This window comes from Thainema salinarum CENA647 (genome assembly GCF_057732415.1).
In genome coordinates, this window is sequence record NZ_JBYJZJ010000022.1 from 4,017,947 (window position 1) to 4,032,598 (window position 14,652).

Sequence of the window (14,652 nt, forward strand, 5' to 3'; positions counted from 1 at the left end):
CCCCATGCAGTGTCCCCGATGTCACTCCTCTAATCTCCGTAAAAATGGTCATCAGTCCGGTAAACAACGCTACCAATGCAAAGACTGTCGTCGCCAGTTTGTCGACTGTTATTCACCCCAAGGATATAGCGATGAGGTCAAGCGTCAGTGTCTGGATGCCTACGTCAACAAGATGGGATTTCGAGCGATTGAACGGCATCATGGGGTGAATCACACCACGGTGATTCGCTGGGTGAAGCAAGTCGGTCAACAACGTCCCCAAGCACTCCCCATCGAGACTTCACCAGACGTGGCTCAACTTGATGAGTTGCAAACTTTTGTGGGGTCAAAAAAAACAAAATTTGGCTGTGGACGGTAACGGACAAAGCCAGAGCGGGCATTTGGGCTTGGACGCTCGGCGATCGCTCGGCCCAAACCTTTCGGGTACTGTGGGCGCAGGTCAAGTTTTGGCAGTGCTTCTGGTATGTGACTGACGGTTGGCCGGTCTATCCGAAGTTCATTGAGGCCGCCGACCACGTGGTCAGTAAGCCGCATATGACCAGAGTCGAAGGTGAAAACAGTCGCTTGCGGCACTATCTGGCCCGACTGAATCGGCGTACGTTTTGTTACTCCAAGTCGATTCAGATGCTGGGTTATTCAATCCGGTTATTGCTGCATTACCTGCATTATCGAACGGTTCCAATCCCCGCCTAATGATTCATCGATTCAGCAACGCCTCCATTTGCAGCTTATCTTGTCTATTCAAAGTCAACCATCAGCCCAATCAACTAAGCCGATATAAAGTCGAGGGCTGGAGAGAGGTTATTTCCAGCACCACTGACGACTCTTGCGATTGAATCACTCAGATTGGAGTTGTGGTAGATCAGAGCATCATTGCCGGAATCGATGACTGTGTAATCCGTATGCGACCCCTTAACTTGAATCTTATCTCCTTCTTCCCAGCTAAAATCTTGGATAGAAAGAGTACCGTTATTTCCTGAATAAAAAACAGAAGTCGTACTTCCTAAAACAAAGATATCAGCTCCGGCTCCGCCCCACATATCATCGTATTCATTATCCGTGCTGGATTCAGAAGAGCTATATCCGTAGGCAGTTAATGTATCGTCACCATCCATACCGAACAGTTGATCAGATCCATCACCACCGGATAAATAGTCATTGCCCGCTTGACCATAGAGATTATCGTTACCACCACCAGCGTTAAGAAAATCGTTACCATCCCAACCATCTAGAAGGTCATCGCCATCACCGCCGCTGAGATAATCATTTCCCCATGAGCCGTATAGTAAATCGTCGCCCTCTCCACCATAGAGTTGGTCGTAACCATCACCACCGTTGATGAAGTCATTACCACCTAGCCCGTACAACACATCGTTGTCCCCTTGGCCAAAAATGATGTCATCTTTCTCTCCACCTGTGAGGGTGTCATTACCATCATTACCAGATAGGGTCCATGATCCCCACTGTTGGAAATACCCATAACCTTTTTTGTAGGCTGCAAAAGCGTCATCTCCGACAGTTCCGTTATACGTACCGTCAAAATAAAACATGATTTGCTATCCTCCTTACGTCATTGAAGCGTGCAGACCCTGAACAAACTCTGGAGTGTAATGAGTCTGTCTAGCAGGTGTTCCCACAGCAAATAGGCAGACTTGCTATAGGAACAAGCTGTAGTCATTCATCAACATCGCTTCTGCGGAACTGCCGCTAGCTTATCGAGGTATAAAAATTAGATCAACCAACAGTGTTGGGTATTTCGTTGGTTATTGGTTGGCAACTTGATCCAACATCAGTAGCAAGCTACTTTCTAAAGTTGAGATCGCAATCGTCAATTTTGGGCATAACGCTTCAACAATAGTGATATGGGCCTTCTTTAATTGGAACAGGTTAGGCTGACCTGCGACCGTTAAATTCAATAATCAGAACAAAAATACTGATGGCTCTGTATAGGCTCACCAGGGCGAAAGTGCGATCGCACTTCCCCTACGATTGGCCTCGAAAGCCAGCGTAAATCGACATGACGTTTAAAAAAGCGGAAGACTCGTGCCAAAACTGGGTTTAGCCGTTATATTTGTCACTTACGCATACACCCGTACGCAACTTCTTTGAACAAAGTTCATGGTGACATTTTCGGATTTTCCCCCATCGGTTTCTCTCTCGCGTCGCACTCTGCTCAAACTGGCTGGCCTGGGTGTTCTGGGCGGACTCGTTGGCTACTCCCGCTTCGTTAAACCCAAACCCGCCGTCTTCCAGGAAGATGCGATCGCACTTCCGTTCCTCGTCAACCAACCCAAAACCGCCGTCGTCGTGGGCGGAGGTTTGGCCGGACTCGCAGCAGCCTATGAGCTGAGTCGGCGCGGCGTACAGGTCACACTGTTGGAAAAATCCCCCCAGCTCGGCGGCAAAATTGCCAGTTGGGATATTGAGGTAAACGGCCACCCTTTCCGGATGGAACACGGCTTCCACGGCTTTTTTCCCCAGTATTACAACCTGTTCAGCCTGGTGAATGAGCTAGAGATTCGCCATAATTTCAAATCCCTGGAGTTCTACTCCGTGGTCTACAAGGGGGAGCAGTACGAGCCGGAAGTCTTTCGTCCCAGTCGGTCTTCTTTTCCTTGGAACGTGGTGGATTTGGCGATTAATTCGCCCAATCGTTTCCAATGGGGGATTAATCTACTCAAGCTCAAGCACCTGGAAGTGTTTCGCGAAATTGGCGGCTTTCAGATTCCCTCCAGCTTTCAGCGCTTAGACGACATTTCAGTTGCAGACTGGGTGAAGCGCGATTTTCCTCAGGGCTTGTATGACCTCTACTTCCTGCCCTTTGCCAAATCCAGCCTCAATGCGCCCGACACCATGAGCGCGGGCGAACTGATGCAGTTTTTCCACTTTTACTTCTTTGGCAATCCCGAAGGTCTAGCCTTTAACGGTACACGGCAGGACATGGGCCGCAGCTTGGTCGATCCGATTGCCAACTCGATTCAGGCCCACGGCGGCAAAGTTCTTACCGATGTCACCGTCACTGGACTAACCTGGCAGGACGGCAAAGTTCACTCGCTCCAGTACGGTACAGGCGACAACCAAAGTGCCCCCTTCTGGGTGGAACGCAATCCGCTCCTGAGTACCGACGAAACAGAATACTTTGGCGCAGGCGATCGGCTCTTTTATCTGCCCCGCGATCGCACCGAGGCTCTTTCCCTCACCTGCACCCACCAAGGCTGTAGTGTGCATCCCAGTGACGAGACCGGCGGATTTCTCTGTCCCTGTCACGGTGCCGCCTATGCCGCTAACGGTAAAGTCACCAGTGGCCCCGCCCAGCGAGACTTAGCCAAATATCGCGTATTGGATCGGCAGGGCGATCGGGTTCAACTGGCGCTCATCCCAGCGGCAGGCACAACGGCAACCCAGACCCTAGAAGCAGATTATTATGTATTTGCAACCGATGTTCTTGGCGTGAAGTCATTACTAGCGCTGTCGGACGATCAGGCTCATCCAGTGGTCAATCAGCAAATTGAGCAACTTGCGATCGCAGATCCGTTTGCCGTCTGTCGCTTCTGGTTTGATCGCGATTTTGAGTGGGAGCAGAGCGATTTCACCTCTCTCTCGGGCTATCGTTTGACTGATAGCATCACCCTGTATCACCGAATTCAGGACGACTACAAAGCCTGGGCCGACCAGACTGGCGGCAGCGTAGTGGAACTCCATGCCTACTGCTACAAGGAAAAAGAGTTTCCCTCCCAGCAGGATTTGCTGGTCACGTTTGAGCAAGAGCTTTACGACATTGTGCCTGCGCTGAAAACTGCGACGCTACTACACCGTGAGTTGGTAAATCAGAAAAACTTCTCTGGCTATCCACCCAATAGCTACGACAATCGGCCTATGACCCAAAGCGCGGTACCGAATCTCCTGTTTGCGGGCGACTGGGTAAAAATGCCCTTCCCCTGCGGCCTGATGGAACGCGCCGTCAGCAGCGGTCTGCTGGCAGCCAACACCGTCTTACAACAAGAAGGCGTCCAGCGTCGCCCATTATATTCAGTTAAACCCAGCGGTTTACTGACAATTTAAACTCGGTAAAATTGGCCTATGGAAAAAAACCATCGCCGCTGTATTAGCTGTCGTCGAGTTGCACCCAAGTCGGAATTTTGGCGGGTTGTCCGCTGTCATCCCGATGCGCGGATTCAACTCGACGAGGGCATGGGTCGTTCTGCGTATCTGTGCCCCAATGAGGAGTGTTTGAAGGCTGCTCAGAAGAAAAATCGGCTGGGAAGGGTGTTGCGGACTCGCGTTTCAGACGAGATTTACGACGCACTGTGGCAGCGACTGCGTCAAAACGCAGAGCCTTTACCTTGACGTCACAACACAAAACATCCTGGAACTTAAATCACACCAGCACAACGGATCGAAGCGCTACGGCAATTTTAATTCCAGGATGTTTTTCTTTAGCCTTAAAGCTGATAGCGGTTTAGCTAGCTAAACCATCTAACTGTAGATCGGTTTACTGCTCAGCCGCAGCCAGTTCGTTTTCGGTGCTGCCGCGACGGCGATTGCGAGTCAGCGAATTGAACAGCATTTGACCAATCGCCTTGATCAGGTTGCCTTCTAGTTCCTTGAACATCTTCATGTTGACGCCAAAGGCTGCATTGGCTTCATCGACAATCCGATCGGCGGTTGCCTCGTCAATCGGCGTTTCGTTGAGCGCTTGACGATACTTGTTCTTGAATGCCTTCTCATCAGAGATGGTGGCGAACTCGTAAAAAGCCGTACCCTCGCCCTCATTCAAATTCATTGCCCGTACAGCAATGTTCTTGAGGATTTGACCACCGGAGAGGTCTCCCAAATAGCGAGTATAGGAGTGGCTAACCAGCAGCTCGGGAGCCGTTTCCGAAATTTCGCGAATCCGCTTAACGTACTCTTCGCCAGCCGCAGAAAGCTGAATCTCATCCTGCCAGTTTTGACCGAAGTAGTAGGTCAAATCTTGCTCTAGAGCCGCTTTGCGATTTAGCTCAGGAAAATAGATTTTAGAGACAACAGGATGGTTCTGGTGACGAGCCATTTCTTCTTCCATCGCGGAATACACGAAGTAGAAGTTGGCGACCAGTTTCCGATAGGAGTTCTTTTCAACAACTCCTCTTAAAAAACAGCGCACAAAGCCGACGTTTTCAGCCATTGTGTGTGCTTTTTTGGTTCCTTCTTTTAATTTTGTTGCTAAATCGACACTCATTCTAAAATTCCTGCTAGCGATTTCAACTAAAACCGATTCTTGTATTTGCTCAGGCAATCGGCCATGCTAAGGCTATCTAGATTGTTACATTAGACTGATTTGATGAGAGTTTTCATTAAAAAACGTTACGGATAATGTGGGATATCAACGATAAAACAGGTCAAATTGGTATCGCTGGTGACGTGAATTGAGCCCTTGAGATGCTCAACTAGCTTTTTAACTAATGCTAAGCCAAGCCCCGTACCGCCCCGCTTCCACGGATCGGCGTTAGGCACACGATAGAACTTATCGAATATATGGGGAAGTTCTGTGGCGGCAATCGTAGCTTGATTACTAATTATGAACTGCACACTATTGGGAGTTGATTGAGCCGTTGAGCGGTTACTGACGAGCTGAGCTGGATTGCGGTTGATTGGAGAGTCGCTAGGTGAGATGGATGAGTAGGGTTGCGATGTAGCAGAAGGTGGGGATGCGATCGCAGATTCTGTTGTGTTCAATTGGTCGTGTCGAGGGCGCGTGATCGGCTCATCCATCCGCGGCTTGGCAATGAGAGTTGAAGTGAGTGGGACAGTTTGAACTTGGAAATAGATTGCGCCTCGCGGGGGCGTGTATTTGCAGGCATTGTTCAGCAGTTCTGCCAGAATGCGCTTCAGCGCCGCCAGATCCGACATCAGGATGGGCAAATCGACAACTGGCTCAATTTGAAATGTTTGCTGCTGTTCCTGGCAGCGCGACTGAAAGGGCTGCAAGAACGTTGGCAACCAATACGCCAGGTCAATCGGTTCAATTTCCAAATCAAACGCCTGGGCTTCTAACCGCTGCAAGGGTATGTCAAATAGATTGTGTCAAAGGTAAAAACTCAAGTTGGAAAGCGATCGCTGAATTCAATCGCGAAGCGGTTGAGAGCGGGTTTCCAGTCGCGAATGGGCATGGTCCACTTTTTGGCAATATTTTGAATTGCCAAGTAGATAACTTTTAGGGCAGATTCATCGGTTGGAAAAGCTCGGTGGTTTTTAATCACCTTTCTAAGAGTCATATTCATCGATTCAATCGCATTGGTCGTATAGATTGCTTTACGAATCTCCGGTGAAAAAGCAAAGAAGGGAATAATCCGCTGCCAATGATGAAGCCAAGACCTGCTAATGGTTGGATATTGCTGGTCCCACTGCTCGGCAAACTCAACTAAGCGCTGCTCTGCTTCAGTCTCAGTGCTGGCCGTGTAAATCAGCTTGAGGTCTGCTGCAACCGCCTTACGGTCTTTGTAGGACACATAGCGGAGTGAATTTCGTACCATGTGAACAATGCACAACTGCACCTGGGTTTGAGCAAAGACCGCTTCAATGGCATCGGGAAAGCCAGTGAGGCCATCACAGCAAGCGATGAAGATGTCTTTGAGACCCCTATTTTGCAGCTCTGTGAGCACTTGAAGCCAAAATTTGGCAGACTCGTTCTGGGTCATCCACATCCCCAAGAGTTCTTTGGTGCCAGACAAGTTAACCCCAAGCGCCAAGTGAATCGCTTTGTTGATCACCCGCCCGTCTTGTCTGACTTTGACCACGATGGCATCAAAATAGACGATGGGATAAACCGGGTCGAGCGCGCGATTTTGCCAAATTTTACGCTCCGTTTCAACCGCATCCGTGACGTTCGAGATCAGCCCGGCTGAGACCTCAACGCCATACAGGTCTTGCAGTTGAGCCTGAATGTCACGGGTACTCATGCCCCTGGCATAGAGGGACAAGATCTTGTCATCAAAGCCCTCGAAGCGGGTCTGCCCCTTCTTGACGATGATGGGTTCAAACTCACTGTTGCGGTCACGGGGAACATTGATTTGAGCTTCTCCAAACTCCCCTTTGATGGTCTTCTTGCTGTGGCCGTTGCGGCGGTTACGAGTTGGCTTGACGTCGCTTTCAGGCTCCGCCTGTTGCTCGTCCAGATGGGTTTTCATTTCCGCATTCAAGCAGCGTTCCACCAAAGCCGCCGTGAGCTGCTTAAGAATCCCTCCATCCCCCAGCAGGTCTTCGGGATTCTGATAGCCTTTAAGCAATTCATCCAGGAGTTCAGGTCGAAAAGTCATAGTACGAGTCTCTTAGGTTCAATAGTTCATTAGATCTCATCTCTGACCTTTGACACAATCTAATTTACAATCCCCGCTGCAAATCAAGCAGGCTATTGATAAGCTCAATTTCGCGATCGCACTCGGTGCGCAAAATGTGCAGATAGGTAGACAGACGATTTGCCGGAGCCTTATCCAACATGTGAAGCGCCATATTCATATTGGACATAGGCGTTCTCAGTTCATGAGACACCGTACTGAGAAAATCATCCTTTAAACGATTCAGCCGTTCTAACTCTTCAACCTGAGCCTGAGCCGCTTGGTAGAGCCGCGCCTGTCGAACTGCGATCGCGCATTGATTGGCCACCTGCTGAATCAAACCGACTTCTGATGCCTCAAACCACTGATCAGCTGGTTTAAATAGCCATAGCGCACCTAGTGTTTGCTGGTTATCCACAATTGGCACAACCAGCGCTGCCGTTCGACTGAAGATTTGGCAATTAGTCTGTTCGCAAAACTGTAGCGGTTCACCCTGCTGAATTTGCGCTTCGATTGTGGCGATGGGCATCATGTCAACCACAGCACATTGAGCTAGGCAGAGCTGTTCACTACCTCGATTACAAATCCGCACATACGCCTGCTGACCCAAAAAGCGAGCTTCGCAATATTCAATATTTAGCAGTTGCACCAGTTCTTCCACAGCGGTTTGGACAATTTGTTGTTCATCCAAACTGTCGCGAATCTTTTCCGTTATCCGCTTGAGCAGCGCTTCAGACGCTAATGCTTTCCGGAACCGATTTTCGCTCTCTCTGAGCGTTCGTTCAACCTGTTCCCGCTCCTGAATTTCCTGTGTCAGCGCCAGATTGGCAGCTTCTAGCTGAGCTGGACTCGGCAGTGCCAATGCTTGAGGAATCAAGCCAACCAATGTGTAAGCTGTATAGAGCGAAATACTAGCTGTCATTAGCTTAATCGTGCCAGACAGCCAGTAAACGGGATGCCAAAGCGTCACAACCTCCATGACATGGGTTGTGCCACAGGCCAAAATGAACGCACTAAACAGTAGAAAAACCCCTTGAAACGGTACGTCCTGCCGCTTACGGACAAAGTAAAGCAGCATCAAGGGAATGGAATAATAGGCAACAGCCGTAAGCGTGTCGCTCACAATATGCAGCCAGACCAGTTCTGGCTGCCAAAGGTAGCAGTGACCGTGGGGGATATACTGCCTTGAAACCTCAAATAGAGAAGATAGGTAGAGCATTAGGTTTTATCTGACGATCGCCACATCAGTCAGCGAGGACATCAGCTACGAACAGGACAATGACAAGCAATATCAAGTCTGTGTATAAAAAACCAATTTATTGTTTATGAAATGTTTGCTCCGCAAGCATTTCATAAACAATAAATTATGGGTTTTCAACCAGACTTGATATAAGAGCATGACAATCAGGAGGATGGCACTAAAGAAACAATTAAGTTGGTTTAGTATTCCCCAGAATGATCGCGTCACTGATACTTTCCTTAGATAAATATCAATCTTATAAGTTGTTTACATTGATTTTTGTTTGATCAATCCGGCTAAATTCGGCTGAAGACGCGGAGCAGATGCGATGTAGCATTATGGTCTGACTCTGCACTGAACTGTGGTGACGGGTGCCGTTGATGATGAGTACGATTGGTGCGATTAAAAGACTGGCGATCGCACATCAAATCGTCACTGAAACCCATATAGGGTCAACTCAACTGTTGCCTCAGCTCCCGCTCAAGGCAGCGAATTTTGCATCCGATTACCAATCACGACTCAATCTAGCTACAGAGAATCTACGTAGAGTTATTTAGCGATTTCTCTGGGCATCCTAAACACCAGAAACGCCACATGCGTAATTGCGTCACCAAAGTAATTCTCTAATCACCGAGCACTTATGAATACCCAAATTGGATGTCTCATCCTGCCCGTTCAAATCGCTGGCTATGATATTGTTGAGAAACTCTATGAGGGTAGTCGAACAGTTGTCTATCGAGCAGCCTGTCAAGCTGATCGGCAACCCGTCATTATTAAGCTGCTCCGGGATGAGCATCCAAGCTTTAACGATTTGGTGCAATTTCGCAATCAATATGCGATCGCAAAACACCTTGATGCTCCAGGTATTGTTCGAGCCATTAGCTTAGATCCTCATGTCAATGGCTATGCATTGGTGATGGAAGATTTTGGTGGCATCTCGCTACGCCGCTTCACCAAAAACCGACCACTGCCAGTCGAGCAGGTTTTTCCCATTGCTCTTCAACTGGCAGATATTTTGCATCAGCTTTATCAACAGCGGATTATTCACAAAGACATTAAACCGGCCAATATATTGATTCAGCCCGAAACAGGGCAAATCAAGCTCATTGACTTTAGTATTGCCTCTCTACTGCCGCGCGAAACCCAAGAAGTTCAAAACCCCAATGTGTTAGAAGGCACACTGGCCTACTTGTCACCGGAACAAACTGGCCGCATGAATCGCGGCATTGACTACCGCAGCGACTTCTACTCCTTGGGCGTTACGCTTTTTGAACTCCTGACCGGACAGTTACCGTTCCAGGTGACTGAGCCCATGGAGCTGCTGCATTGCCATCTGGCTAAACAGCCGCTTTCCGTCTGCGACGTTAACCCTGAGTTGCCGTTAATGCTGGGCGAAATCATTCGCAAGCTGATGGCCAAAAATGCAGAAGACCGTTACCAAAGCGCTTTGGGGTTAAAGCATGACTTACTCAAATGTCAGACAGAGGCATACGGTGATGACAAGCATCGCTGGTTCCAGTTGGGAGAACGCGATGCCTGCGATCGCTTTTTAATTCCGGAAAAACTCTACGGTCGAGATGCCGAAATTCAAACGCTACTTGATGCCTTTGGTCGAGTGGCCAACGGGGCATCAGAGCTGATGCTGATTGCAGGCTTCTCTGGCATTGGCAAAACCGCCGTCGTCAATGAAGTCCATAAGCCCATCGTCCGCTGGAATGGCTACTTTATTCAAGGCAAGTACGATCAGCTCAATCGCAACAGTCCCTTTTCTGCCTTTGTGCAAGCCTTTCGGGGCTTGATGACACAGTTGCTGAGTGAAAGCGACGACCAACTGGCCCAGTGGCGCAGCAAAATTCTGGAAGCGGTGGGCGAAAACGGCCAAGTCCTCATCGATGTGATTCCGGAACTCGAAGCGTTGATTGGTGCCCAGGCTGCCGTTCCAGACTTGTCGGGCAGCGCTGCCCAAAACCGCTTTAACCTGGTCTTTCACCAGTTCATTGCGGTGTTTGCCACCCCCCAGCATCCCCTCGTCATCTTCCTAGACGATTTGCAGTGGGCAGATTCTGCCTCTCTCGACTTGCTGAAGCTGTTATTTACTGAGGCGGCACAGGGCTACCTGTTCATCATGGGTGCCTATCGAGACAACGAAGTTTCCCTAACCCATCCGCTGATGACGACGCTGGAGGATATTCAGAAAGCTGAAACCGTTGTCAACACAATATCTCTAGCGCCCCTCAGCCAAGCTGATGTCAACTATCTAGTCAGCGATACATTAAACTGCAGTTGCGATCGCGCTTTACCGTTCACAGAATTGGTCTATCAAAAGACCACGGGTAATCCATTCTTCATCACGCAGTTTTTGAAGACATTATCCGAAGAAGGGTTAATTACGTTTGACTGGGAAACGGGTTCCTGGCAGTGTGATTTAGCCACAGTCAAAGCCGTGGCCCTCACCGAAGATGTGGTAGAGTTTATGGCCCTGCAGCTCCAGAAGTTGCCAGCCGCGACCCAAGAGATGCTCAAACTCGCAGCCTGTATTGGGGCACAGTTTGATCTCGAAACGCTGGCCATCGTCTCTGGCAAAACCGCCGCCCATGTCGCCATTGATCTTTGGAAGGCACTGCAAGAGGAATTATTGCTGCCCGTCGGCAAAGCGTATCAGTTCTATCAGCCCGCCGCCGCTTCAGATTCAGCCACTCCGGCACAAGACATTGATTTAAAGCAAACTTTCAACTCGTCCTGCCGCTTTCTACACGATCGGGTTCAACAGGATGCCTATTCGCTCATTCCAGACGATCAGAAGCAGGCAACCCACCTCAAAATCGGCCAGCTTCTCCTCGAGAATACCCCTCAAACAGAACGAGAAGACAAAATCTTTGATATTGTCAATCATTTCAATGCCGGGATTGAATTAGTTACCGCTGTCGATCAACGGCATCAGTTGGCCGAACTGAATCTTCTAGCTGGCCGCAAAGCACGGGCATCCACTGCCTATGCTGCGGCTGCCCGCTATTTTGGCGCTGGGATTAACTTGCTATCAACAGAGAGTTGGCAAAACCAGTATCACCTTACCCTAGCGCTGTATGAAGCTGCGGTGGAAGCCGAATATCTGAACATCAATTTTGCGGAGGCCCAATCCTTAGCCAGTGTTGTGTTGCAGCACACATCGAATCTGCTGGATCGGGTAAAGATTTACGAGCTGCAAATTCAGATGTATATGGCTCAGGCCGAAATGCCCCAAGCCCTGGAAGCCGGACTATTGGCCCTCAAACTGCTGGGCGTGGACTTAGATCAGGCTCCTTCGCTGCTGGATGTTCAACTGCCCACAATGGCAGAGATGGAATCCATGCCAGTGATGACCGATCCCCATCAACTAGCCATCCAACAGATTCTGATGGCCCTTTTTCCGTCGGCCTACACCACGCAGCCCGAGCTGCTGCCGCGTATGGTGACCACGATGATCGCCTTAAGCCTAGAAAATGGCCAAGCCTCCGTCACGGCCCTTGGCTATATCTACTATGGTCTCTTGCTATGCGGGCGCGAACATCTCGACACAGGCTATTTCTCTGGCTTACTGGCGTTGAAGATACTAGAGCAGTTTTCCGCCAAGGAACTAGAATGCAGAGTCACTAATTTATTCAACAGCTTTATTCGACCCTGGAAACAGCCCATTCGAGAGACTCTCGCGCCACTGGCACGGGCTAGCCACATTGGCTTTGAAACCGGCGATATTGAGTATGCCAGCTACGCAACTGCTCACGGCTGCACGCACTACTTTTTGAGCGGAGAGCCACTGGAAGACGTACAGACAAAACAAGCGATCGCACTTGATATTCTGCAAAAAACCAAACAAGATCACGCACTCTACAATGCCAAAGCTTGGCAGCAGCTGGTTGCCAACTTACTCGGAGAAGCACCGAATTTACTGCAGTTAACGGGCCAGCATTTGGATGAAGCGGAGCTGCTGCCCGTGTTCTGTGCAGGCAACGACCGGACGCTACCGTTTGCGACTTACGTGGCCAAGTGCATCCTCAACTATCTATTTGAAGAGTATTCTGCCGCTGCTCATTATGCTGCTCAAGCCAGCGATTATCTAGATGCAGTACCTGGATTCATCACCGTTAGCACCCATAATTTCTACCAGTCCCTGGCGCTGCTCGCACAGTGCAGTGAGTGGCCACAATTTGCCAGCCACCCTAGAGATGCGGCACAGGCAACTTACGCCGAACATCTCCAGCAGGTTGAGCACAATCAAACCCGCATGCATCAGTGGATGACGGATGCACCTGCCAATTTTGAACACAAGTACAACCTAGTCGAAGCAGAAAAGGCCCGCTTGCTGAAGCAGTGGTCGTTAGCCATTGACCTCTATGATCGAGCCATCGCAGGTGCTAAAGCCAACGGATATCTTCAGGAAGAAGCACTGGCGAACGAACTGGCGGCAAAGTTTTACCTGAAATGGGGCAAAGAACGTATCGCTCAGGACTATCTGATCGAAGCCTACTATGGCTATGCCCGCTGGGGAGCCAAAGCGAAAATTACCGACTTGGAAACTCGCTATTTCCAACTGCTGGCCCCCATTTTGCAACAGCAACCCCACGCATCTCTTTCCATTAACGAAACTGTTTTTGCGAGTGGAACCGCCACGTCTACAAGTACATCCTCTAGCAGTGTGGCAGATGTTCTCGACCTATCAATTGTTCTCAAAGCCTCCCAAGCTCTGTCTAGTGAAATTGAGCTAGAAAAATTGCTGTCGTCTCTCCTGTCGCTTGTAATTAAAGAGGCAGGAGCTAGTAAGTGTGTGTTGATGCTTTTCCGAGGTCATCGCCTACTGATTAAAGGATTAGTGACTTTAACAACAGAACCAGTTGTTTTGCAAAGTATTCCTGTTGAAGAGAGTCAAGACATTCCCCTAACGCTCATTCATAAAGTTAAACATCAACAACAGATGATTGTGCTAGTTGATGCAACTGCAGATCCTTTCTTAGCTAACGACCCGTATGTGGCGGATCAGCAACCCAAAAGTATTTTGTGTAACCCAATCGTACATCAAGGAAAATTAAAAGGCATTTTATATCTGGAAAACGAGTTAGTCGTGGGAGCATTCACTAAAGATCGGGTTGAATTGCTCAACTTACTCTGTACTCAAGCCGCTATTTCGCTCGAAAATTCCCGGTTGTATGAGCAGGCTCAACAATATGCCCAACAGCTCGAAGCATCCCAACTTCAGATTGTGCAGAATGAAAAGATGGCCACGTTAGGCAATTTAGTAGCAGGTGTGGCCCATGAAATCAACAATCCAGTTGGCTTCCTCAACGGCAGCATTAACAATGCTAAAGACTATGTGCAGGACTTACTAAAACATCTGGAGCTCTATCAGCAGCACCATCCCAATGCGGCTGACCCCGTCCAAGACAATGCCGAAGACATCGATCTGGAATTTTTGGTCGAAGATTTGCCCAAGTTACTCGACTCGATGCGGGGCGCAACGGATCGCATAAAAGGTATCAGCACCAGTTTGCGAACTTTCTCGCGAGCGGATACAGAACACAAAGTTAGCGCCAATCTGCACGATGGCCTTGATAGTACCCTATTGATTCTCAAATATCGGCTAAAAGCTAATGAGCATCGTCCGGCCATTGAAATTATCCAAAATTATGGCGATCTGCCTGCAATTGAATGTTTTCCAGGCCAGCTCAACCAGGTGTTTATGAACGTTTTGGCTAATGCGATCGATGTGTTTGACGAAATGGCCCAGCAGTCGTCCTTTGCTGAGCTACAGGCTCATCCGCAACAGATCACGATTCAAACGGCTATGCTGCCTGAGTATAACAGGGTTGAAATCCGGATTCGGGACAATGGCAAAGGGATGAGGGACGATGTGAAAAGCCGCATCTTTGATCACTTGTTTACCACTAAGGATGTGGGTAAGGGAACAGGGTTAGGACTGGCTATTGCCCATCAAATTGTTACCGAGACTCACGGTGGGTCTTTATCTGTCGAATCAGAATTGGGTCAGGGTAGCGAATTCTGCATCCGATTACCGATAACGGCGCAATAACTATAAAAGCGAAGGAATCGCCCTGTGGGGGCGATTCC

General features: G+C 49.2%; 9 protein-coding genes. 4 read left to right on the forward strand and 5 right to left on the reverse strand.

Annotated features, from left to right (window positions below; translation table 11 throughout):
* The first annotated feature begins 4 nt into the window (after positions 1 to 4).
* Positions 5 to 693, forward strand: a protein-coding gene (locus AC286M_RS24435) for an IS1 family transposase (protein WP_488206874.1) whose coding sequence is annotated in 2 segments (ribosomal slippage) — positions 5 to 326 and positions 326 to 693 — 690 coding nt in all. Because the reading frame shifts where the segments join, the coding sequence is not laid out codon by codon here.
* A 74-nt stretch (positions 694 to 767) separates the two neighbouring features.
* Here the strand turns inward: AC286M_RS24435 and AC286M_RS24440 are convergent.
* Entirely contained in the window at positions 768 to 1,550 is a 783-nt protein-coding gene (locus AC286M_RS24440; RefSeq protein ID WP_488206875.1) for a calcium-binding protein, read from the reverse strand.
* A 568-nt stretch (positions 1,551 to 2,118) separates the two neighbouring features.
* On the opposite strand from AC286M_RS24440, the gene AC286M_RS24445 reads away from it, so the two are divergent.
* On the forward strand, positions 2,119 to 4,062 hold the full coding sequence (locus tag AC286M_RS24445) for an FAD-dependent oxidoreductase (protein WP_488206876.1): 1,944 nt from the start codon (positions 2,119 to 2,121) through the stop codon (positions 4,060 to 4,062).
* Between the two features lie 18 nt (positions 4,063 to 4,080).
* Entirely contained in the window at positions 4,081 to 4,347 is a 267-nt protein-coding gene (locus AC286M_RS24450) for a YlxR family protein (RefSeq protein WP_488206877.1), read from the forward strand.
* A gap of 145 nt (positions 4,348 to 4,492) precedes the next feature.
* On the opposite strand, the gene AC286M_RS24455 is transcribed toward AC286M_RS24450, so the two are convergent.
* The 4 genes from AC286M_RS24455 to AC286M_RS24470 all read right to left on the reverse strand — a co-directional run bounded on the left by AC286M_RS24455 (position 4,493) and on the right by AC286M_RS24470 (position 8,532).
* On the reverse strand, positions 4,493 to 5,218 hold the full coding sequence (locus AC286M_RS24455) for a biliverdin-producing heme oxygenase (RefSeq protein ID WP_488206878.1): 726 nt from the start codon (positions 5,216 to 5,218) through the stop codon (positions 4,493 to 4,495).
* A gap of 125 nt (positions 5,219 to 5,343) precedes the next feature.
* The gene (locus AC286M_RS24460; RefSeq protein ID WP_488206879.1) at positions 5,344 to 6,042 is read right to left on the reverse strand and encodes a sensor histidine kinase; all 699 of its coding nucleotides are present in this window, start codon (positions 6,040 to 6,042) and stop codon (positions 5,344 to 5,346) included.
* A gap of 35 nt (positions 6,043 to 6,077) precedes the next feature.
* Positions 6,078 to 7,295 carry an IS256 family transposase gene (locus tag AC286M_RS24465; RefSeq protein ID WP_488202914.1) on the reverse strand — a complete coding sequence of 406 codons (1,218 nt, stop codon included), beginning with the start codon at positions 7,293 to 7,295 and terminating at the stop codon, positions 6,078 to 6,080.
* A gap of 64 nt (positions 7,296 to 7,359) precedes the next feature.
* A complete protein-coding gene (locus AC286M_RS24470) occupies positions 7,360 to 8,532 on the reverse strand; it encodes a GAF domain-containing sensor histidine kinase (protein WP_488206880.1) in 1,173 nt (390 codons plus the stop codon).
* 661 nt (positions 8,533 to 9,193) lie between these two features.
* Between AC286M_RS24470 and AC286M_RS24475 the strand changes: the two genes are divergently transcribed.
* Complete coding sequence (locus tag AC286M_RS24475; RefSeq protein WP_488206881.1) at positions 9,194 to 14,614, forward strand: trifunctional serine/threonine-protein kinase/ATP-binding protein/sensor histidine kinase; 5,421 nt, start codon at positions 9,194 to 9,196, stop codon at positions 14,612 to 14,614.
* Positions 14,615 to 14,652: the final 38 nt, after the last annotated feature.

Excerpts from the sequence above, each read along its gene's own strand:
- AC286M_RS24455 (WP_488206878.1), bottom strand. The coding sequence starts at position 5,218 with ATGAGTGTCGATTTAGCAACAAAATTAAAAGAAGGAACCAAAAAAGCA.
- AC286M_RS24465 (WP_488202914.1), bottom strand. The coding sequence starts at position 7,295 with ATGACTTTTCGACCTGAACTCCTGGATGAATTGCTTAAAGGCTATCAG.
- AC286M_RS24445 (WP_488206876.1), top strand. The coding sequence starts at position 2,119 with ATGGTGACATTTTCGGATTTTCCCCCATCGGTTTCTCTCTCGCGTCGC.
- AC286M_RS24440 (WP_488206875.1), bottom strand. The coding sequence starts at position 1,550 with ATGTTTTATTTTGACGGTACGTATAACGGAACTGTCGGAGATGACGCT.
- AC286M_RS24475 (WP_488206881.1), top strand. The coding sequence starts at position 9,194 with ATGAATACCCAAATTGGATGTCTCATCCTGCCCGTTCAAATCGCTGGC.
- AC286M_RS24470 (WP_488206880.1), bottom strand. The coding sequence starts at position 8,532 with ATGCTCTACCTATCTTCTCTATTTGAGGTTTCAAGGCAGTATATCCCC.
- AC286M_RS24450 (WP_488206877.1), top strand. The coding sequence starts at position 4,081 with ATGGAAAAAAACCATCGCCGCTGTATTAGCTGTCGTCGAGTTGCACCC.